This is a genomic window from Spirosoma endbachense (assembly GCF_010233585.1).
Taxonomy (GTDB): Bacteria; Bacteroidota; Bacteroidia; order Cytophagales; family Spirosomataceae; genus Spirosoma; species Spirosoma endbachense.
Genome location: NZ_CP045997.1, coordinates 10034679 through 10056090, shown reverse-complemented (window position 1 = coordinate 10056090; position 21412 = coordinate 10034679). Strand labels below are relative to the sequence as shown.

17 protein-coding genes are annotated in these 21412 nt (G+C 47.0%); 9 read left to right on the top strand and 8 right to left on the bottom strand.

All coding sequences use genetic code 11. From position 1 onward, the window contains the following. Positions 1–68: 68 nt before the first annotated feature. The 3 genes from GJR95_RS40525 (at position 69) to GJR95_RS40515 (ending at position 5990) form a co-directional block, all read left to right on the top strand. The gene (locus tag GJR95_RS40525; protein ID WP_162391304.1) at positions 69–2795 is read left to right on the top strand and encodes a hypothetical protein; all 2727 of its coding nucleotides are present in this window, start codon (positions 69–71) and stop codon (positions 2793–2795) included. Positions 2796–2866: 71 nt separating this feature from the next. Further along, positions 2867–3868: a hypothetical protein gene (locus GJR95_RS40520; RefSeq protein WP_162391303.1), complete on the top strand. Its 1002-nt coding sequence runs from the start codon at positions 2867–2869 to the stop codon at positions 3866–3868. A 415-nt stretch (positions 3869–4283) separates the two neighbouring features. Beyond that, positions 4284–5990 carry a tetratricopeptide repeat-containing sensor histidine kinase gene (locus tag GJR95_RS40515; protein WP_162391302.1) on the top strand — a complete coding sequence of 569 codons (1707 nt, stop codon included), beginning with the start codon at positions 4284–4286 and terminating at the stop codon, positions 5988–5990. A gap of 10 nt (positions 5991–6000) precedes the next feature. Here the strand turns inward: GJR95_RS40515 and bshB1 are convergent, their stop codons facing one another. Continuing rightward, positions 6001–6720 carry a bacillithiol biosynthesis deacetylase BshB1 gene (gene bshB1, locus GJR95_RS40510; protein WP_162391301.1) on the bottom strand — a complete coding sequence of 240 codons (720 nt, stop codon included), beginning with the start codon at positions 6718–6720 and terminating at the stop codon, positions 6001–6003. A 189-nt stretch (positions 6721–6909) separates the two neighbouring features. On the opposite strand from bshB1, the gene GJR95_RS40505 reads away from it, so the two are divergent. Next, positions 6910–7917: a nitrilase-related carbon-nitrogen hydrolase gene (locus GJR95_RS40505; protein WP_162391300.1), complete on the top strand. Its 1008-nt coding sequence runs from the start codon at positions 6910–6912 to the stop codon at positions 7915–7917. 42 nt (positions 7918–7959) lie between these two features. On the opposite strand, the gene GJR95_RS40500 is transcribed toward GJR95_RS40505, so the two are convergent. Next, positions 7960–9081, bottom strand: coding sequence for an AI-2E family transporter (locus tag GJR95_RS40500; protein WP_162391299.1), 1122 nt, complete (start codon positions 9079–9081; stop codon positions 7960–7962). A 52-nt stretch (positions 9082–9133) separates the two neighbouring features. After that, a complete protein-coding gene (locus tag GJR95_RS40495) occupies positions 9134–10156 on the bottom strand; it encodes a S66 peptidase family protein (RefSeq protein WP_162391298.1) in 1023 nt (340 codons plus the stop codon). 291 nt (positions 10157–10447) lie between these two features. Between GJR95_RS40495 and GJR95_RS40490 the strand changes: the two genes are divergently transcribed. Further along, positions 10448–11476 (top strand): GntR family transcriptional regulator, encoded by a 1029-nt coding sequence (locus GJR95_RS40490; protein ID WP_162391297.1) that lies wholly within the window; start codon positions 10448–10450, stop codon positions 11474–11476. 58 nt (positions 11477–11534) lie between these two features. Here the strand turns inward: GJR95_RS40490 and GJR95_RS40485 are convergent, their stop codons facing one another. Further along, on the bottom strand, positions 11535–12368 hold the full coding sequence (locus tag GJR95_RS40485) for an SdiA-regulated domain-containing protein (protein WP_162391296.1): 834 nt from the start codon (positions 12366–12368) through the stop codon (positions 11535–11537). Between the two features lie 249 nt (positions 12369–12617). Between GJR95_RS40485 and GJR95_RS40480 the strand changes: the two genes are divergently transcribed. The 3 genes from GJR95_RS40480 (at position 12618) to GJR95_RS40470 (ending at position 15069) form a co-directional block, all read left to right on the top strand. After that, positions 12618–12971 (top strand): DUF3244 domain-containing protein, encoded by a 354-nt coding sequence (locus tag GJR95_RS40480; RefSeq protein ID WP_162391295.1) that lies wholly within the window; start codon positions 12618–12620, stop codon positions 12969–12971. A 100-nt stretch (positions 12972–13071) separates the two neighbouring features. Next, positions 13072–14205: a sensor histidine kinase gene (locus GJR95_RS40475; RefSeq protein WP_162392041.1), complete on the top strand. Its 1134-nt coding sequence runs from the start codon at positions 13072–13074 to the stop codon at positions 14203–14205. 84 nt (positions 14206–14289) lie between these two features. Continuing rightward, on the top strand, positions 14290–15069 hold the full coding sequence (locus GJR95_RS40470; protein ID WP_162391294.1) for a LytR/AlgR family response regulator transcription factor: 780 nt from the start codon (positions 14290–14292) through the stop codon (positions 15067–15069). Positions 15070–15198: 129 nt separating this feature from the next. Here GJR95_RS40470 and GJR95_RS40465 read toward each other — a convergent pair whose 3' ends face one another. Continuing rightward, the gene (locus GJR95_RS40465) at positions 15199–15558 is read right to left on the bottom strand and encodes a winged helix-turn-helix transcriptional regulator (protein WP_162391293.1); all 360 of its coding nucleotides are present in this window, start codon (positions 15556–15558) and stop codon (positions 15199–15201) included. Between the two features lie 171 nt (positions 15559–15729). On the opposite strand from GJR95_RS40465, the gene GJR95_RS40460 reads away from it, so the two are divergent. Next, positions 15730–16299 (top strand): hypothetical protein, encoded by a 570-nt coding sequence (locus GJR95_RS40460; RefSeq protein WP_162391292.1) that lies wholly within the window; start codon positions 15730–15732, stop codon positions 16297–16299. 261 nt (positions 16300–16560) lie between these two features. Here the strand turns inward: GJR95_RS40460 and GJR95_RS40455 are convergent, their stop codons facing one another. The 3 genes from GJR95_RS40455 to GJR95_RS40445 form a co-directional block, all read right to left on the bottom strand. Continuing rightward, positions 16561–17367, bottom strand: coding sequence for a hypothetical protein (locus GJR95_RS40455; protein ID WP_162391291.1), 807 nt, complete (start codon positions 17365–17367; stop codon positions 16561–16563). A gap of 12 nt (positions 17368–17379) precedes the next feature. After that, entirely contained in the window at positions 17380–18834 is a 1455-nt protein-coding gene (locus GJR95_RS40450) for an SdrD B-like domain-containing protein (RefSeq protein ID WP_162391290.1), read from the bottom strand. Between the two features lie 147 nt (positions 18835–18981). Continuing rightward, positions 18982–20922, bottom strand: a complete 1941-nt coding sequence (locus GJR95_RS40445; RefSeq protein WP_162391289.1) for a hypothetical protein — start codon at positions 20920–20922, stop codon at positions 18982–18984. Positions 20923–21412 lie beyond the last annotated feature (490 nt).

The following is a 21412-nucleotide window of genomic DNA, read 5'->3' as shown; positions in this document are numbered from 1 at the left end:
TCAGCCAGTCAGTAAGCAGTCTGCACTTACTAACTTATCGGCTGACTTACCAACTTATTGACTTATTAATGAAACGAAGCGTCTGGATTGGCATTGGAGCACTATTGCTGGCCATCGGCGGGTGGCTGGGTTATCGGCAGATCTACCCATCGAGCCGCACAGTGTGGTCAATGATGCCGTCAGGCCAGTTGCTTGTATTAGCCAGCGACCGCTTGCAGGATACGATATCGGCGCAGGCGTTAAGAAATCAGATTGCCTTACAACAGCTGCCCATTTTTGATGAGGCACGGCAACGCCTTAACCGGTTCCTTTACGCGGCTACCGATTCAGCAACAGCCATTCAGTTTGCGAAAGGAAAAAAAATCCGCTACTCGCTCCACTCGATTTCCAGAACGACGCTCGATTTTATCTTTTACATTCCTACGACGGATGTCGATCAGGCATTTTTAAACCGCCTGACCAATCCTGATCCTCGCCATTACCGCATTCTACGCCACACGTTCGAAGGCGAAAAAATTCTGGATCTGGTCTCACGGGCCAATGAACCCGTTGGTTCTTTTATTCTCACCAATGGATTTCTGGTTGGCAGTTCATCCGGTATTCTGATCGAAAATGTGGCCAAACGGATGCACCAATCCCTCCGATTGCCACGGGCAGAACCGGAGTTTCAGGTAGATGCCGACCATTGGGCGGGCTTATCGATGCGCCCGGAAGTGCTCCAATCGCTGTTTGGTAATGCCCGTTCGCTGGTCCGCCTTTTCTTACCCGAAGAACTGAATTTACAGTTTCGACCCTCGGCCTCGCAATCGCATCTGATAGGTTATGCAGCCGATGAAATTGGCGACCGGCAGGACGTAGCTTCACTATTTTCGGGCCAGACACCTCGCCGTATCCAAAGCTCGGATCTGATTCCACAAACAACAGCCACGCTCTACCACATTGGCATCAGCGACGCCCCTCGTTTTGGTCGGTCGCTAAGCAACCTGCTCAATTCAGCATCCAGCGACTTCCTGCGAGAACGGTTTGATCAGATTGAGCCCGCTACCGAAACGCTTTATCGATCGCTGGGTTCCGATATACTCCTATGCCGGATGGAGTCACCATCCGGTGCCCGCCAGCAGGTAATGGTACTCAATGCGACTAACATCAAGGAACTGTCAAGTGCCTACCAGCAAGCCGCCTACCTCGCAGGGGCCAAATCACCTGCCCCTCTCAAGACCTTTTTAGGCCATAAAACATTGCTGCTCGACGTGCCGGAGTTACCGGCCTCGTTATTTAGTAGTCTATTTACCGGTTTCCAACGGAGCTGGATCACCCAACATGGCTCGTCACTGATTGTTGCTAACGCTGAAGACGCCATGCAGGAATACCTCCAGCAAATTCAACGGAAAGCCGTCTGGTCAACGGATGAGCGTCAGGTCGATCTGGTAAGAAATACACTTCGTCCGGCTAATTTCACGGCATTTGTTCGCCTGAACCGCGTCAACTCTGATCGATCTCAGACTTTGTTAACATCAACCTGGCCGCTTGCCTGGCAAAATCTGCTCGACGATCCAGCAAAGGCAGAACAAAGATCGGGGTTTGCTAACCTCGAGAATATAGCTTATCAGGCCAGCTATGGGAACGAAAAAATACTGTCTACGCTGGTGCTGGGCCGCACAACCCGTCGGGCGAGCAAGGCTGTTCTGAACCGGCTACTGTTGCAGAAAAAAGTAGAATTTAATGCCCCGCTGATTTCGGCACCGGTTGTAACGGGTAGCCTGAGTGATGGTTCGGCCCAGTTTTATGCTCAGAATAATGCCGGACAGTTTGTATTAGTGACTCCTGAAGGCGACAAGATCGTTCAGGATACAACGGATGGACCTATCAGAAGCAATACGCTTGCCGTTGATTTTCTGGACAATGGCAATCTGCAATACCTGTTTATGACGGACCGGACGCTTTATATAGCCGACCCCCGAAAAAGATCAGTTCATTTAAATACGATCCGGCTTCCGGCGGGTATCGACCCTACGTATCTCACCCGGCCACGCGGTAGCATGCAACGGAACTGGGTCGCGCTGGTCGCTCATCAGGACGGTCAAATTTATGCGCTTGATCGCCAGCGAAAAGCGTTCATTCGCATCATGACGGCTCCCAGAAAAGGCCCCCTCCTACTGCCTTTTCAGGTCATTGCTACGAGAGCCGGTATGGAGGTTCTGGCCATGCAACCCGACGGAACGCTTAACCGATGGCACGAAAACGGGACACAGCTCACTCACTATCCGGCCCGGATTGAGCGGTCAACTGAGGATGAGAAGGAAACACGGTTTGCAGGACCGGCCCTGTTACCACTTGGCCAGTCGACCATTCAGACCATTACCGAGGAGGGGCAGCTATTGACGTTAAATGCTAATGGCCTGATTGCCAGCAAAACTCAGCTCTACAGACCAGTACGCAACGGTGATTTCCGGCTTTTCCCCGACGAAGCCCAGACAAACTGGCTCCTTTTACGGACAACTGATACCGAAGTTACTATCCTTGATCAGCAGGGGCAGCGCCGATTTGACGTGCGGGCCTTGCAGTCTGGCCGTAATAATGTCCGATACCATCGACTTGGAGCTGGTATTGAATTGATTAGTGTTAAATCGGGTGGATTTACGGCACTTTACGACCTGAATGGTCGAATTATTGGCGACCGGCCAATTCCGAGTGATTTTCCGATAGCCCTACAATTTGACGAACGAACAAACGAATTATACATTTTAAGCGGGGCCAAACAGGCCGTTCAGTTATTTAGTATTCGACTTCGGTAAAAGCCGGGCGCAAAGCCGGGAGGGTTGAAACTTCCCTTAGCCTTACGTCCGATTCACTGCCAATCATCACTATGCGTTTTCTCCGATATATCGTTCTGGTAATTGCCCTGGTCCTTTGGGCTGGTGGTCTTTCATCTACCGTCTCGCACTGGTTATATAACGTAGGCGTAATCGTTGATGATTACCGCTATGGAGATCTATACAGAATCTCAGCATTGCCGCAATTCAAAGATCACCAACCCGTTTGCCCACCGTCGAACCGGGCGAGCGATACCTCATCTACTCACCTGTATATCATCGGTGACAGTTTCTCGGAAGAGCAGCGAATTAGCCGGGACGATTTCCGGGTAAGCCACTACCAGCGGGTTAAATGGGGGTTTTCGCAACGTGCCCAACTCAACCCGACCAAACGCAATGTGCTGCTTCTGGAAACAGTGGAACGGCACTTCCGCGAACACTTTGCTCAGCCGGTGAATGAACTGGTCGTAGAAAAAGACACCAATCAGGCTCCATCTGCCATGGTATCCTGGCGTCGTCGATTAAAAGAGGATTATCACCGGAGCGATATTGAAGAGCGATTGGCGTCAACGTTATTCAGTCATGACTGGGCATTCTGGCTCAAAGAAGTAAAAGCAGCACTAACCCTTAATTGGTTTAACCGGGCAAGTACGGGCGTAAGCCTGTCACGGGATCACAAGAATATTTTTCTGGATTTCGACACCGATACTACCCGTAAGAAGCTATCATCATTCGCCAAGCTGCCCGATACTGAAGTGAATACCCTGGTGGATAGTCTTAACTCGATAGCTGACCGGTATCGCCGGTTAGGCTTCGACGACGTTTATCTATCAATTATTCCTAATAAAGCCACAATACTGGAGCCTAACCGTGGTGCTTATAACCATCTGATCGAGCGGGTCCAGAACAGTCCGAAACTGCGGGTAAAAACAGTGAACATTTATACACCTTACAAAGAGGCAAGACAGATACCTTATCTGAAAGGTGACACACACTGGAATTGTGAGGGCAGATCGTTATGGCTCAATGCTGTTCGTCAGCAACTCAGTTTATAGCCTTTCAACTCGATTAATTTACCCAATCAGAAGAATCATTTACATATCTTACCGCTCAATAATTAACCTGCGTTCACGATTAGTACTGATCTATCGAGTGCTCGATTTAATTTGGTACTTTCGGGCTGTGTAGCCACAATTGGGCGTGGTGATGGGAAAAACAGAACGGCCAACAGATTTAGTAAGTCCTCTTTGGCAATTATTTCGGGATAAACAGATGAATTTAAGAATATGGGCACTTTTATATAGCATTCAACGTGCCTTCTGGTTCATCATAGCGAAGCTTAATACCCCGATTCATTTAGTAGTAATCTTCCTTATATCTACTACTCCTATATACTTACTTAGTGCGCAACCAAAACTAACTGATAGTTTAAAACATGAACTTGTTTTAGCCAATCAGGATACGAGTCGCGTGTTGGTATTATCTGAATTGTGTTTACAATATCGCCTGTCAAAGCCTGATTCAGCGTTTTGGTATGGCCAGAAAGCACTTCATCTGGCCCGGCAGATCAATTATTTAAAAGGTGAGGCTAACGCTTTAGGAAGTATTGGCTTCGTTATGCGCGAAGTCGGAAATCTGCCCAATGCACTACGAGTAGAATTCAAGGCCATCCAAATCGCTGAAGGTAGTGGTGATGTCTATGAAATTGCCCGCAGCATGAACATCGTTGGGAACATTTACCTGGATCTGAAAGATTTTCCCAACGCGCTCAAGTATTATCATCTCGCCCGTCAAAAACATACGGCTATTCATCACGAACCAGGCCTGGCCATTACCCAATCGAATATTGGCAGTACTTATGAGCAGATGAATAAACTCGATTCAGCCTGGTATTATGAACGGCAAGGCTATCAAAAAATGCTTCGGCTAAATCTGGTCAATAACATGCCCTATGCTCTGCGAATTCTGGGTAATATTCAGGCCAAACGAGGCAATCCAAGCCTGGCGATGCATTATTATCGGCAGAGTCAGGCGATAGCGCAAAAGGAGTATAATCTTCGCAATATCGCGTTCGCGAATACGGCCATTGCCAAGCTGTATCAGAAAATAAATCAGCCCGATTCCTGCGTTTTTTACGCAAAAAAAAGTCTTCTTGAGAGCGAGAAAGGATCATTCATACGAGGAATTTTAATGGCCAGCAGTATCCTCGCAGAGGTCTACGAAACCAGGAATACGACCGAAGCACTCCGGTACTATAAACTGGCAGCGATAACGAGGGATAAGCTTTATGGTGCCGAAAAATTACAGTCTCTTCAAAGTATAACGTTTGATGAGCAGGAGCGACAGCGCGACCTGGAAGCGGCCCAACTGGCTTATCAGCAACAGGTTAGGCAATATATTCTACTAATTAGCCTGCTCATACTGCTGCTTATTGCGCTCATTCTCTGGCGCATCAATCTGCAAAAACAGAAAGCAAATGCATTGCTGTTTCAGCAAAAATTAAAAATCGGTCAGCAGTCAGATCAGTTGACGCTGATGATGCAGGAACTGCATCACCGGGTAAAAAACAACTTTGCCATTGTAACAAGTTTACTCAAACTACAGTCGGTTCGACTGGAAGATGAAAAAGCGATTCAGGCGATGCTAGCTGGTCAGCAACGGGTAGAAGCAATGTCGCTCATTCACCAGCGCCTTTACCAGAGCGATCAGGTTACTACAGTCAATATGGACGAATATATGACTGATCTGGCCAGAGGGCTCATGGGCGCTTATGGCTACAATCTGTCCAATTTCGATCTTTATCTCAACATCGAGTACAAAACGCTGGATGTTGACATAGCCATGCCGCTTGGCCTGATTGCCAATGAGTTGCTAACGAACGCATTCAAGCATGCCTATTCGACCAACAAAGAACCCATGCTCCGCATTAGTCTGTTCAATGGCAATGGGCTTACCCTGGAAGTACAGGACAATGGCCCTGGCCTGGACATGACCTCCTGGAAAAAGCGCAGTAACAAATCCTCCTTTGGCAAGCAGTTAATTGTTTCGCTCTGTGATCAGTTAGAGGCTCATCTGGAAGTGATCCAGGATAATGGTACGTTGTTCCGCATCAACATTCCCAAACTGTATATGAGCAACATGCGTACCGTTCTTTCCCAGCAGGCTTTGCCTTCCTGATCGCATACTCCTAGATTAACTGAAATAGATCCTTCACACCCAGCATTCGCTTACTGATGAAGCCCTCGCCAAATTCGACGCCAATCATGTGCCCATGTTCGCGCGTGCGGGATTCGAGAAATTTCATGAACGCTTCACCCGAAATGTAACTCTGAGGTTCGCTACTGGTTGGGTCAAAAAATTGACTTTTATAAGCCCGAATGGCCGCAAGCTTCCCTTCCCAGTAAGGGCTTACATCGACCACAAAATCGGGCTTAAGCGAACGGTCCTGAATAAAGTGGTAAATAAACGAAGGCCGGTGTGCCTGCTGTGGTTGCCCATCTTTTCCAACGGTTTTAATTTGCCGTAAACCAGCATAAAAACAGGCATCGACCACCAGTTGAGCGGCCCGGCCATGATCAGGATGGCGATCGTCGATGGTATTTGTGAGGATAATATCGGGTTGATAATGACGAATGATTGGAATCAGAGCCATCTGATGCGCTTCATCGTTCCGAAAAAAGGCATCGCGGAAACCCATATTCTCGCGGGCGACTAAATTCATAATTCGAGCTCCCTCCTCCGATTCCTTCAACCGAATTTCGGGCGTTCCTCTGGTGCCAAGTTCGCCACGGGTCAGATCGACACCAGCAACCGTTTTACCTTGTGCCACCAGCGACAGGATAGTACCCCCGCAAGTCATTTCGATATCGTCAGGATGAGCCGCAATGGCCAATACATCTACTTTCATGAACTTGTATTTAATTATTCTGGCTTTTTACTGACAGGATCAATAGCCAGCTACATTGACAATCAAAGTAAGGTAAAATTTGTTCGCGCCAACCCAAAACAGCAGGCAATCATTTTTCCAGTGAAAAAGGCTATTTTTAGCCCAAGAAGGCCCAAAAGCCAACTAACCCCTTTCCGTTCAAACTCATTTATGTCTTACAAAGCCCTCGCCCTTCAGCTAACTTGCCAGACTATTAATGCCTACCAGACCCGCGACGAAGCCGAAGCGGTCATGCTTCAGACCATTGAACGTCTTGAAAAACAACTAGCCGCTTCCATTAATTTCATTGGCCGCGACACACTGCTGGTTGTTGTTCCCGAATATTTTCTGACGGGTTTCCCGATAACCGAAACCACTCATCAGTGGCGCGAAAAAGCGGCACTGGAGATTGATGGACGTATTTACGAAGCCATCAGTGCAATGGTTCAGCGTCAGCAGATTTACTTTTCGGGGAACGCTTACGAACAAGACCCTTTTTTCCCGGAGCTTTATTTCCAAACCAGCTTTATTATCGGTCCCAACGGTGATGTATTGCTACGATATCGTCGACTGAACTCGATGTTGTCGCCCACTCCACATGATGTTTGGGAGTTGTACCTGGATGCCTACGGCTACGATTCGCTGTTTCCTGTAGTTAAAACCAATATTGGAAACCTGGCCTGCCTTGCCTCAGAAGATATTTTATATCCAGAAGTCGCTCGCTGTTTAGCCATCAGAGGGGCTGAAGTTCTGTTGCATTCCACGTCGGAAATTGGAAGCCCATTGCTTACTCAACGAAAAGTGGCCAAGATGGCGCGGGCCATTGAAAATATGTCCTATGTTGTATCCGCCAATTCGGCCGGTATAGCCGACAGTCCGCTTCCAATGGGTACGACAGACGCCGGTTCTAAAATTGTGGACCCCAAAGGACTTGTACTGGCCGAAGCGGGCTATGGTGAGAGCATGGTCGCCAACGCCGACATTGACCTGGCGGCCTTACGGGAATTTCGTCAACGTCCGGCAGCGGCTAACTTACTGGCCCGTCAGCGATTTGAACTTTTCGCAGAAAGCTACGCGAAGCATAACATCTATCCGCCCGATACACTCTTAAGTCAGCCTGCCGAACGACAACATTTTATCCGAACCCAGCAGGAGGTTATAAAAAAACTATACAGCTAAATTCGTTCAGTTTTCGGTAGGCAGTGTGCCAAGACCTGCCTACTAAGAACTGGTTTCGTCAATGGCTACTTTTCGCCTGCGTTTGGGTAACCGGAACAGGTTACTACCCGCTTCTTCCGGCGTCTGATCGCCCAAAAGAACTCCCCAGGCCCGCAAGCTATCGACCCGGTCGAAAATAACTTTCATGATCGCGATTGCCGGAATAGACAGAAACATTCCTGAAACACCCGCCACTGCGCCACCAATCAGTACACCAACGATTGACACGAGTGCATTAACCCGCACTTTAGAGGCCACAATCAACGGCACAAGTACGTTGTTATCAATAAACTGAACAAAGAGAAACACGCCAACCACACCCAACAGAATCGTTAATTCGGGCTGGTTGCTAAACGTTATCAATACCGTCAGGGCGGTTGCTACCAATCCGCCAATATAAGGAACCAGGTTCAGGATGGCGGCCATAATTCCCAGTAAGACAGCGTATTGAACACCCAACAGCAGTAATCCGACCGAATTGAGCACGGCAACGACAACCGTTTCGATCAGCAATCCAACCATATAGCTTTGGATGACTCCCTTAATTTCGCCCAGTACTTCCCGCACACGTAGGGTGTGTTTTTCGGGGAAAAGAACAACCACAAAATGCAGTAGCATTGTTCGGTAATAGAGCAACAGAAAAACGTAGATCGGAACCAGCGTTAATGTACCAAGTGGCCCGGCAATAACGCCCAATGCATCAGGGCTTTGCAAACTATTCAGGGTTTGTGCCTGCGCTTTTTGCATGTAATTATTCTGTTGCCGATAACTGACGTTGTATTCGCGTCGAATCCACCGCTGAACATCGTGATACACATCATTGATATTCTGACGAAACTTAGGAATGTCGTCGGTAAAATCGGCAATCTGCATGGACAATACCACGGTCACTCCTGACATAACAATAACTGCCAGCAAGAGGGCCAGACTAATGGCAATGACTTTATGCATGCCTAACCGGATAAGTCGATCTTCGACAGGACGCAACAAAACGGCCAGAAGTCCTGCCATAGCAAGCGGAACCAGAATATCCTGCCCCAGATAAATACCCGCAGTCAGGATGGCAAGCGACAGTAATGAGTGTGAGAACTGGTGGTAATGAGGACGCGAGAGGTCAGAGCCCATGTATCGTGAATGGTTAACTTTACGAGTAAACTAAAATTAAGCACGATTGGCTTTATATAACTGCGCGCTCCAATAATCGAATGGTACCTTTAGCAGCATCTATTTCTGCATTGATGCCGAGGGGCACCGTAAACTTATCGGTGATATGGCCAATCATCGACCCGGAAAAAGCAGGTACATTCAACGGAATAATATGATCGGTCAACACGTCTTCAAACGTCAGTGAACCATAGCCGCCACTACCCGGCTCGCAGGAAGAACACTTGCCAAAGACAAATCCCGCAAGCTGCGACAAAACACCGGCCAGTTTTAAGTGAGTTAGCATCCGGTCTATACTGTAAATATCTTCGTGCGTATCTTCTACAAACAGAATTTTACCTTTCCAGTCGGGTATATACGCTGACCCGATCAGATGTGATAACACGGTCAGGTTTCCGCCGACGAGTTGCCCCTGAGCGATTCCTGAACGAAGTGTCATGATGCGGTCTTTAGTCTGGGTCAGGTTATCATCCTTTTTTGTCGGATTCTGAAAAGTGACTACTTGCCCATCCATGAGTACCTGCCGCAACCAATCAACGGTGAACGCATTCCACGTAACTGCACCAACAGGGCCATGCATGGTAGCCAGTCCCGTTTTCGTGTATATCGCCAATAAAAGAGCCGTAATGTCACTATAGCCGATCAGAATTTTGGGATTCTGCCGGATTAGCTCATAATCGATCAGTGGCAACAGGCGGGCGCATCCCCAACCACCATGCATGGCCATAATCATTTTCACCGATGGGTCGGCAAACATGGCATTAAGGTCGGCCGCCCGGTCGGCATCCCGACCAGCCAGATAACCGTATCGGTCATAAAAATGAGACGAAACTTTGGTCTGCAACCCCAATGCCTGCAACGATTCGATGGTTATTTGTACCGTCTCGCGACTGTAGGCGGGTGCTGCCGGACAAATCAGCCCGACGGTATCGCCCGGTTTAAGTCGCGCCGGTTTGATCGTGGTTGGTTGAACATCCGTTACGGAAAGAAACGGGGCGAGTACGGTGGTTTTGAGCAGTGAACGGCGGGTTGGCATTGGCAAGTCGTTAATGCGAGAGGTCGGTTTATGTTAATCCAATGAAAGTACAGACGTTTTTGCTACGTTACAGCAGTTTGTTTAATAGCCTTGCCATTCGTGGCACAGCGTTTAAGCGAAACTACTCAGTTAATCGATTATAAAGTAACTTGTAGACTTCTATTGTTTATCGTGTGTTATCTATTTATCCGATCATCTTAATTGCCACCAGTAACCGAATAGCTTTTCTGACAAATAGGTTTTATTACTTAAAAATCACCTACTTTACGGCCAAAATCCCGTTTTTGCTTTATGCAATTGACCATTAATGAACGCTCCAGCATTCCCAAATATCGGCAGATTGTTGATGCTGTCCTGCACGGGATTGAAACGGGAGCCTTACATCGCGATGAACAATTACCGTCCATTAACGAACTGAGCGAGGAGTTCTATCTGGCGCGGGATACTGTCGAAAAAGCGTATAAGGTTCTAAAAAAAGAGGGTGTAATTCAGGCCGTTCGGGGAAAAGGGTATTTTATCCGGCGTGAAGGCCCCGATCAGTTACGGGTGCTGCTGATCATGAATAAGCTCAGCGCCTATAAGAAAATTATTTATTACGCCCTGCTCGACGAATTAGGGGCTGGTGCTGTGGTTGATTTACGATTACACCACCACGATGCTGCCCAGTTTGCCCAGTTGATCCGGGAGAGCCAGGGGGAGTACAATTATTATGTTGTGATGCCCCATTTCTACGAGCAGGCTGCTACAGCATCCACCCAGCCAGCCAATGTGCAGACGTTACTGGCTGAAATTCCATCCGATAAGCTGGTGTTATTAGACAAGGACTTGCCCGATCTGAAAGGCAATCACATCGCAGTCTTTCAGCAGTTTGACCGGGATTTATACGAAGCGCTGGAATCGGGTGCCGACCTGCTCGAAAAATACCGGAAGCTCTTATTGGTATTCCCCAAAGATGTGCGCTACCCACCCGAGATTGTCCGGGGATTCAGAAATTATGCCGTGCATCATCGTAAGGATTTTGCGATTTTAGCCACTACGGTCAATCATATCATTGAGCCTGAAACTGCTTATATCGTACTGGAAGACAGCGATCTTGCTGAGCTAGTCCGGCAGGCAAAACGCCAGAATCTCATGCTAGGCCGCGATGTTGGCATTCTGTCATTTAACGAAACGCCCCTCAAAGAAGTCCTGGCCGATGGTATCACTGTCGTTTCAACCGATCACGAGCAGATGGGTCGAACAGCCGCCCAACTCATGCTTGACCATCGTCCTGAAAAGGTAAAAAATCCCTTTAAACTTATTCGAAGAGGCTCGTTATAAGGATAGCCAACAGAAGGCTGGCGCGGTCTTCGTATCCTTTGCCAACCCACTGTTGTGATTACTTTTTATAATTGAACTTCAGAATATAGCCTTTCTTTCCGTCGCCTTCACTGGCAATAAACAGGTCGCCGTTGGGCGCGAAGCAGATGCCTTCGGGCTGGCGGAATTGTTTAGGGTCAAGAGGCTCGGAGTAAATAATTTTAGCCTGCCGACTGGTAATGATCAGGCGTTTACCCGCCGATGTCAGAATGTACCATTCACCCGTAATCGGGTGCACGGCTATTCCTGAAGGCTTGTAGGTTTTGGGATCAATTCCGGCTCCATTGAGTTGATCATCATTCAAGCTCATGTCTTTAAAAACGGCCTTATTCAGCAAATCGAAGGAATAAACGGTTTTATCGCTCGAAGGGCCGCCATTTTTAACCGCAATCAGCAACCGTTTCGTTTTCGGATCATACCCCAGCCCTTCAACTTCCGTCTTTTTGGGTAGATCGGTTTTAGTACGACCAATCTGAGTCGATTCGGGTTTAAACCGAAATAGATTCCCGTTGCTTTCCAGGACGTAGATCTCTCCGTTTACGTATTCAATGCCTTCGAAATCACCATAACCGCCAAAGCCAAAATCCTTTACGACATCCTTCTTTTTGGTATCATAGACGTATACAACCGCTTCTTCATCCTGTACACAGAGCAACTGGTCATCCTTGTAATAGGTTAGCCCCGATATTTCTTCCAGTTTTTTGGGCATTGTATAGTTCTCATCGGGAGCTGTCAGTTGATAGGGCAGCTTGAAGGTTGGGGCGAGTGTGCCAGCCTGGGTTGTTTCATTTTTTTTCGATGAAGGACCGCAACCGATCAACAACAATATTACTCCCAGAATTAGACGATTCATGAACAAAAGTGTTTTGCGGTAAAAGTAAGTGTTTGACCTGGAAGAGTCCCATCGGGCTTTGATTTTTCCAGCCATCACCAATAAATAATAATCTTCCAATAATAACCAGGTTCTATAGAACTCACCCCGACGGCATTCAGCGCACTGAAAACCAGACTCGTACACAAAATACCGGCACTCCGATAGGTTTAGTTTCAGCAAAAAGCTGGGTGTTACACCTTTGCATTGTTCAAACGAAACAGCAAAAAAATGAAAAATGTATTCATCCTGATACTAGGCCTCCTGGCTGGAACTGTATCATTCGCCCAAACACAACCTGGCAATGCCCCCGAAACAAGCGTGAGCATTACAACTGACCAAAAGCTTAAACTTATTGTCGGTCGCGAGGAAACAACAGCAACGATTACCATGCGTGACGAAAATGGGCATATAATCTATACGGATAAAGTAGGGCTCCAGAATGGGCTTTATCAAAAATTCGACATTGCTCAACTCAATGAAGGCACTTATGAACTGGCCATTTCGGTTGGCAATGACACGGTCGTCAAATCATTCGTCATTGAATCCCAGCCTGCCCATAAATTAGTTGCCTTCCGCTCATAAACTGAATGGCGTCATTCAGATTCCTGAAACTGGCATTCCGCCGGTTTCTTTTTTGTCGGGGAATACCTATCATTAGCTTTGTATAATGACTGAATCCACCATGACCTACCGTCTGACGAATCGACAAAAATGGCAACTCGCAATTAGCGTATTTGTCATTTATTGGCCTATTCGACTGTATATCAATGTATCGACGTTTAGCTGGGCTCTCATTCTACGCAATATTCCATTCTGGATATTGGAAACCATAATGAGCGTTCTATTCTTCTATGCGTGGATCAACGTAACGGAGTGGCTGCAAAAATGGCTCTTTAACCGTTTCGGAGAAGGTTTTCTGATTGAATTCAGAATACCGACTCAATTGGCAACACTGGCCATTGCCAGTGCACTGGCCGTTGTTTTTAACTTTGGTTTTTACATGCTCTGGCATAGTGTCGACGATACGTTACAGCGTGGTTTTGGGATCATTCGCGAACAGGAAGCTCGCCCTCAGCGCACCCAACCTACCCCGGCCGTATCGGAAGAACGCCGTAAACGAAGCGACCAACGCCGGCGAGTCAACAACGGCATGACCGTAATGGCCATGTTATCAGCATTTTACCTGGCAGCAAACCGTAGGGCCTACAGTCGGCTGGAGGATGTGCAGGTCCGGGCCGAACGGCTGGAAAAAGAGAATATTCAGGCACAGTTCGCGGCTCTTAAAAGTCAGGTCAACCCACACTTTCTGTTCAATAGCCTAAGTATTTTATCGTCTTTAGTTCACGCTGATGCCGAATTGTCCGAAAAATTCATCGATCAGTTGTCAAGAGCGTATCGCTATATTCTGGAGCAAAAAGACAACGAACGAGTGCTTCTCAAAACCGAACTGGAGTTCATTCAGGCTTATCGGTTTTTACTGAATATTCGCTTTGAAAACAAGTTCGACGTTGTTATTAACGTGCCCGAATCCGATCAGACCCGTTATAGTATTGCCCCACTAACCCTACAATTGCTGGTTGAAAACGCAGTGAAGCACAACCGTATGTCCACCAGGGAGCCACTACACGTACATATTCAGCTTGAAGGCGATTGCCTGCTTATTCAAAATAATCTTCAACCCCGCCCACAATCTGAAACCTCAACTGGTGTAGGTTTGCAGAATATCATTACCCGATATGCGCTACTCACCGAGCAGCCTGTTTGGGTTGGCGAGAATGAAGGTACTTTCATTGTGAAGATTCCACTTTTAACCTAGCGGTTAGTGAATTAGAAATTTAGCCAATACGATTTATGGCTGGCTATTTATTCACTACGTTGCTTATTACTTATTCATCAAGAAATGAACGTTGTTATCATTGAAGACGAAAACCTGACGGCTAAACGGCTGGAAAGTCTTCTTCACAAATACGATCCGACGATCAATGTATTGACCCGACTACCATCGGTAGCCGAAACTGTGGTATGGCTGGAGCAATCTGACCGGGCCGCCATTGACCTGGTGTTTATGGACATTCACCTGGAAGATGATCTTGGTTTTCGGATTTTTGAGCAGGCGGATCTGACCACGCCGGTCATTTTCACGACCGCCTACGACGAATACATGATTCAGGCTTTCAAGGTAAACAGTATCGATTATCTGCTCAAGCCAATCAATTACGACGAATTGGTAGCCGCCATCGAGAAATTCAAGGCGCTGAAAAAACAGTTTGGTCAGGCCAGTCCCCCCGCTCCGGATATGGATACGCTGCTCAATTTAATTGGCAAATCGAAGCATACCGATTATAAAGATCGGTTTATGATTACGGTTGGGAATAAAATCCGAAGTATTAGCACATCCGACATTGCTTATTTTTATCTCGAAGAGAAAATCGTATTTCTGGTCACCAAAGATGGCCTGAACCTTCCTGTTGATTATAGCCTGGACAGGCTCACCCAGGTCCTCAACCCACGCCAGTTTTTCCGGATCAGTCGCCAGTTTCTGGTGTCACTGCCTGCAATTCAGACGATTCATACATTTTCGGCTGGCAAACTCAAGCTTGACCTTAGTCCGAAATCAAAACACGAAGTGTTTGTCAGTGGTGATCGAATGACGGAATTTAAAGAGTGGCTGGGTAAATAACCCTCAGCCAACCAAGTATGGTCCCTAAAGCCAACCAAGTTCATTATTGAGCAGTAAGTACATCGACCCGATGCCGATTGTGTTTCGGGCGCATTTACTATGTTTCTTTTTTAGATAAAGTAATATAAATCAATACCCTGTATTTCTCTTCACTGATTTTTTCAAATCGTTCAAACCCCACTCCTGCATCACATAAATAACGGGCATCAGTGATTGGCCGTATTCAGTGATCTTATATTCTACCCGCGGTGGGATTTCGGCATAAATAATTCGCTCAATAATTTTATCCTCTTCCAGTTCTCTCAGTTGATTGACCAGCATTTGCTTGCTAATGTCAGGCATGGCCCGCTGTAGCATACTAAAGCGGTTGCATTTTTTACTGATCGCATAGATTATCATAATCTTCCACTTCCCGCCAATTCTATTTAAGCAGTGCGTTACCGGGCAATTATTAGGATTGAAATCCTTATTTTTTCTCGTATTTGCCATTAGTCTAAAATAATGTACTATGATGTTTAAAATTGACTACTGGTACTTAATAGACAAAGATAACAACTTTGCATCCTCTCAAAAAAGGCATCTAAGTTCGTAACGCCACCACCTTATTGCTGGCCTTGGGAATAACGACGAATGTCTCGGCAACAGCAAAAATGTAAAACAATGACAGTAGAGCAGATTAAAGAATCGATTGTGGGCAATTGGGTAAGCATCGCTTCCGAGTTGCGCCCAAGCATTAGCAAAAATGCCGATGGACGCATGAAGCCCTTCTATCTGACACGGGCCTTTACGTACTCGGCAGGCGACAAATTTGAGCTGGACGTGATTAATTCAGCCGATCCTTATGGTAAGGTGCCGCTGGTAAAAATTGTCATTAAAGGCCATATTGCCTGGCTAGGTGAGCATCCGATTGCCGCAGGTGCCCAAAAAGTAGATTTTATTGCCGACGAGGGCTACGAAGTTACGCCCCTGCATCAGGGGTTTGCTGATGCTATGAACCAGGTTGCCAGCCAGGGTTTCAACAAATGGGAAGTTAATAGTTTGCAGAGCGTTATGGGAAAAGCATTTGCTCCTTTTGGCCTTGTGGAGGGACAAACCTACGCCGAATACGACTTGATTTACGTACTGAATGGCATGTTGTTTTGGGGTGCCAAACACGTAGATGGGCGTGGCTTCGACAAACTTGAGAACAGGCCAGACAATTTGCAAATTCCGTTAATTAGACGTCCGTAAATAGCCCGGTCAAAATAGGCTAACGCCGACTTATTCGCCTAGAACCGAGCTCTATTTCATTTTCTGGTTTGTTAAGCGTTACCGAACATCAGTACTAGCAGACAGGATGAATGCTCTGGACAAACCACTCAAGGATGGAGCTATATTTCTATAAGCCTTTCGCACAAAAGCGTAGCACGCAGTAGCCTAAAATTCTGCTAGTTAGACATAGTCCCCCCCGACTGTTGCAGCAACAGCCGGGGGGGATTTTGCTAATTCAGTTTACCTGATTTTGGTAATCACTATAGGCGCACACTTGATTGAGCACTGACAATCAGCTGAGTTCAGCAACACGGTTACATCCGAGAAGCAGGAACCACCCGCCGTATAGAGTCGAATTGTATAAGCCTGAGGACCCGATGGGTTAGGCAAATTAATAAAGCTAACGACTCCGCCACTAACAGGTTTGTTACTACCAGCACCGTAAGCAGGACCTGTATAAGTGCTCCCTGCTGAAATATCAACCCGCTCTGTATTCTGAATCGATGTCAGGTCGATATGTGCATCATTGTTGACGACCGCCCCTAAACACGTAGCGGGAATAACCACTGGAGCCATAGTATAGGTGGGAGCCTCATTCACAGTGACCGTTGTCGACACACTAGACGTACAACCAGTTGGTAGTGTGCATGTTGCCGAATAAGCGGTTGTTACTAATGGGGCTATTGTAAGAGAGGCTGTAGTATCACCAGTGTCCCACGCTAATGATCCCCCAATACAACCGCCAACTGTTAATGCCGTTGTATTCCCGGCACATACGGTTACGGAATTAATTGTTAGTTGGGGCGCCTGATTTATCGTAATGGTCGTACTGTCGACACCTGTACAACCCTGCGCGCTGATGGCGGTTACAGAATAAGCAGCCGTTGCCGTCACCGAAATAATTGCCGTCGTTTCACCAGTTGACCATATATAACTATTGCCTCCGCTGGCAGTAAGCGTAATGCTTTCGCCCTGGCAAACCGAAGCACTACTTGCCGTTATAGTGGCCGTTGCTGATGGGTTGACCGTTACTGTACCACTGGCCACCGCCGAACAACCTTATCCAGAGGTCACCGTCACCGAATACAACCTTGAATCGTTTACGGTCGGAGAAACCACCAGAACACCCGTCGAATTGGCAGTGCCATCACTGAAGGCGTAACTACTACCACCGGTAGCTATCAACGTGGCCGATGTGCCATTACAAATCGTTGCACTGCTTAGCGTAGCCGTCACCGATGGACTGACCGTCACTGTAGTTGAGGTCACGCCGGGGCATGAACCATACGCTGTTGGTGTACAGGTTACCGAGTATACAGTCGTGGTTGCAGGTGCTACGACAACAGTTGCTGTAGTCGCACTCGCAGCATTCTCACTCCAAAGTAATGAACCAGCACTGCAGCCGGATACGGCTAAGCTTGTACTTTGTCCGGCACAAATAACTGGACTATCGGGCGTAATGGTAAGCGATGGTACCATCCCTTCTTCTACAATAATCGGACAGCAGCCATTGGCCGTACAACCGGCACCATCAGTCGATGTAAATGTGTAATTTCCGGCAGCGACAATGGTAAAACTGTTTCCGCTTCCTACAGGCGTTGTTCCTCCGTCTTTATACCACTGAACATCAACATATTGAGCAGGTAGATTAGCTACATACTGACTTTCCGCACAAAGCATGATTGGAACTGTAACACAGGTACTACCCGCATTATTAGCCAGACTATTTTCAGTGTCAGTCGTTGTCGCATAGGTGGTATTGTATAACACCCCTTCTTTCTGTACTGTCGTTGTGACCGTTATAGTAGACACAGCGCCCGGTGTGAGTGTACCCAGGTACCAGGTGAGAATCCGGGTTTCCCCAAAGGCAACCGTTGTTGCAGCAGGCGATGACGAAACATACGCCAATCCCGCATCAAGTGTGTCACTTAGTACTACATTCGTAGCCGCTCCACTTCCGGTATTACTGATCTGAATAGTAAAAGTAGCACTTCCTCCCATCACAACCTGCTGGCTATCAGCCAGCTTACTAACTAATAAATCAGGATTACCAGCAACGAAGCCAATATCATACGAATCGTTGGGTATATCGCCATTATTGGTTGTGACGAAAATTACAGCATGCCCGCCAATAAGCTGAGCATCACTATCCCGTTCCGGGTTACCGCCCTGAACTGGCTTCGTCAATTTTAGATCCGTGGGAAAATCACCCGGTAGTATTCGTACTTCGTAGGCCGTATTGGGCAATAATCCGGTCGATACATTGGCACTGGTAAAATCGTATTGACCATTGGAATCGGTCAGTAGCTGGGCTCGTTCGATGCCCCGCTGATACAACCGGACACGAACATTGGCAACTCCAGGTTCGCCGGTATCCTGAATACCGTTTCGGTTAAAATCCAGAAAAACGAGATTACCGATCCCTAATGCCTTAGGCGCTGGTTCTTTTTCAGGCGCGTATGCCCGGATCGTCTGGCCAATAAATACCAGGCCGATCACTATGAAGTACCTCATCGCCCTTAGGGCCGAGGAATAAGTATGTAGATTATGTTTCATTCGCAAAAAAGATATTTAATACACTCATTTATAAATACTTAATACCCAAAGCCAGCTTTCAAACGTACGCTCAATTAAAAATTTTCTTTCCTCTTTTCATGCGTTTCAATAGTTCATAGATACCTGAGGACAGGCAGTACCCGAACACTGGCAATCAGCCGGATCGAGTGTGGCCAAAACGTCAATAAAGCAAGTCCCCGCTGCGCCGAACAACCTGATCGTATAGGGCTGATGAGTAGTAGGATTGGGTAGATTACTGAAGCTACTTGTTCCGCCAGATACCAATTGATTACTGGCAGCCATGTAGGTTGGTCCTCCGGTATACGTACCACCCGCCACAATGTCAGCCCGTTCGGTATTTTCTAATTTCACCAGGGTTATATGGGCATCACTATTGGCTGCGGCACCTAAGCATGTGGCCGGATTGATGGTTGGCTGTTCGTTATAAGTAGGAGTTGGCCGTACGGTAATAGTCGTAGAGCTTGTAGCGGTACATCCGCTCACGGCAGTACACGTCGCCGAATAAACTGTTGTTACTACCGGAGTGACAAGCAGTGATATCGTATTATCGCCTGATCCCCACTTTATTATCCCTCCGTCACAACCGCCAACAGTTAGTGTAGTTGATGAACCGGCACATATCGTAGCCGAGCTCAACGTTACTGTTGGGGTAGGCGGTTGTGCGTTGACAGTCAGAGAGGTAGCCGGTGAAATACAACCAGCGATATTCTTTACCGTCTCTGAATAAATGCCTGGACTTAAGCCGGTAAAGCCCCCCGTAGTATTGGTATAGGTCGATCCGTCCAGGCTGTAGGTCAGCCCTAAGCCGGTGGGAGCAGTAATGGTAATAGTACCGGTGGCCAGCGTGCAACTTGGTTGAACGGTTACACTGGCTGTAGGAGCCGCCGGTGATAGCAGCGGAGCATTGATCGTAGCGGAGGTTGAGCTTGACGTGCAAAGGCTACTTGTGCCATTTCTGACCCTTACAGCATATGTACCCGAAGCTAATCCTGCAAATATCGGCAGTGAAACGTAGTTGGTTCCATCAATGCTATAGGTAAGGTTGGCACCCAGAGGAGCTGCAACTGTAATGGTTCCTGTTGGCAATAGGCAAACGGGTTGTGTTAGAACAACTGTCGGGGCAGTTGGCACCCCTGTCGGTCCGTTAACCGTTACGGCTGTTGTTCCTCCATAGCAAAGTTTTATAGAATTGTAGAACGCTGCATAATAAGTGCCTGGTCCAACAGCTGTAACGTCGGCAATTTTATTAGCGTTAGTTGCTACAGCACCCGTATGCCAGGTTCGTATTGTACCACCTGGCTGGTTCGTTGCTGTAAAGCTGTTCAGGTTCGTTGTAGTTGTTGGACAGGTAAGCGTTACCGACCGGCTACCCGACAGTGCAGGCGCTAAATCAGCGATGGATATTGCATCCAGAAAGTTACCGAACGATGTGTTTCCTCCGGTTGCAGATACAGACGTGAAGCGGATTGAAAACGCATCACCTGCTACACCAGTTGGCAACGTAAACGATACCGTATAATAACCCCATGCCGTATTTCCGTCGGAGAAATTACCCAGATTAAGGTAGGTTGTTCCCGTTAACGCAGTTCCGCTGGCGATGCTCGTTGGACTTGGCGAACCGATTGACACATTCATCACATCAGTTCCATTCCGTCCGCGGTGAGCGAAATTTAACGTAAACGTAGTGCCACCGGGTGCCGTAAAGTTTTGATAGGTAGTAGCAGCAATATTTGCGTTTAATTCAATAAACTGGTTTCCTGCATAAGAAGGAATACCATTGAAACCACTACGTCGCACTTCCTGTGCACCATCAGAAGCTGTTGTTTTCCAGGGCGATATGATTCCAGTGCTTTGGTTAAATATCTGAAACGTTGAGCCTGCTATCTGTGTATCCTCAAAATCAGTATTTGACAAATAGGTACACTGCCCAACCGCTCTTTGATTTCCAAGTAACAGCACGAGGTACAATCCCATAAACAGGTAGCCCCATATTTTATAAAACAATGAAATACAAGTATTTAGCATACATTAAATGGCCATTTTTATAAATCCATGAAGTGATCGCTAAGCAATAGCCCATACGTTCCAAAGTTAATAAAAGGAGACATTATTGCCTGACGCTAATTTCATGCCAAATAATAATAGTATATAAACTTATATCCATTTTTATAATTTTCGATCACAAAGAATTTCTATAATACTTACTCTTACGCATCGATTACCAATCCGGACAACCAGCTTAAATTATTGATAATGAGATGTATATAAGATTTTTCTCCGAAACTGACAGGCGAAAAGTCATATACTGAGCCAATGACAATATCAGCGACATGCAATAAAGTATCTGCTCTGTTGATGGCATTCCTGATGGAGAAACTACCCCACAAAACTGGAATAACATCAAATTCTTAGTAACGGTAAGGTATATACGCTGACCCACCAAGCAGGCTGGCCCCTCTCGATGGAAAAATACGACCGGTAAATTCTAACGATTGACCATATATCCTCATACCAG

What these genes read in the sequence shown, in the direction of transcription:
- GJR95_RS40490 (WP_162391297.1), top strand. Translation starts at nt 10,448, where the DNA reads ATGCAATTGACCATTAATGAACGCTCCAGCATTCCCAAATATCGGCAG.
- GJR95_RS40505 (WP_162391300.1), top strand. Translation starts at nt 6,910, where the DNA reads ATGTCTTACAAAGCCCTCGCCCTTCAGCTAACTTGCCAGACTATTAAT.
- GJR95_RS40460 (WP_162391292.1), top strand. Translation starts at nt 15,730, where the DNA reads ATGACAGTAGAGCAGATTAAAGAATCGATTGTGGGCAATTGGGTAAGC.
- GJR95_RS40470 (WP_162391294.1), top strand. Translation starts at nt 14,290, where the DNA reads ATGAACGTTGTTATCATTGAAGACGAAAACCTGACGGCTAAACGGCTG.
- GJR95_RS40480 (WP_162391295.1), top strand. Translation starts at nt 12,618, where the DNA reads ATGAAAAATGTATTCATCCTGATACTAGGCCTCCTGGCTGGAACTGTA.
- GJR95_RS40525 (WP_162391304.1), top strand. Translation starts at nt 69, where the DNA reads ATGAAACGAAGCGTCTGGATTGGCATTGGAGCACTATTGCTGGCCATC.
- GJR95_RS40475 (WP_162392041.1), top strand. Translation starts at nt 13,072, where the DNA reads ATGACCTACCGTCTGACGAATCGACAAAAATGGCAACTCGCAATTAGC.
- GJR95_RS40520 (WP_162391303.1), top strand. Translation starts at nt 2,867, where the DNA reads ATGCGTTTTCTCCGATATATCGTTCTGGTAATTGCCCTGGTCCTTTGG.
- GJR95_RS40500 (WP_162391299.1), bottom strand. Translation starts at nt 9,081, where the DNA reads ATGGGCTCTGACCTCTCGCGTCCTCATTACCACCAGTTCTCACACTCA.
- bshB1 (WP_162391301.1), bottom strand. Translation starts at nt 6,720, where the DNA reads ATGAAAGTAGATGTATTGGCCATTGCGGCTCATCCTGACGATATCGAA.
- GJR95_RS40445 (WP_162391289.1), bottom strand. Translation starts at nt 20,922, where the DNA reads ATGCTAAATACTTGTATTTCATTGTTTTATAAAATATGGGGCTACCTG.
- GJR95_RS40495 (WP_162391298.1), bottom strand. Translation starts at nt 10,156, where the DNA reads ATGCCAACCCGCCGTTCACTGCTCAAAACCACCGTACTCGCCCCGTTT.
- GJR95_RS40465 (WP_162391293.1), bottom strand. Translation starts at nt 15,558, where the DNA reads ATGGCAAATACGAGAAAAAATAAGGATTTCAATCCTAATAATTGCCCG.
- GJR95_RS40485 (WP_162391296.1), bottom strand. Translation starts at nt 12,368, where the DNA reads ATGAATCGTCTAATTCTGGGAGTAATATTGTTGTTGATCGGTTGCGGT.
- GJR95_RS40450 (WP_162391290.1), bottom strand. Translation starts at nt 18,834, where the DNA reads ATGAGGTACTTCATAGTGATCGGCCTGGTATTTATTGGCCAGACGATC.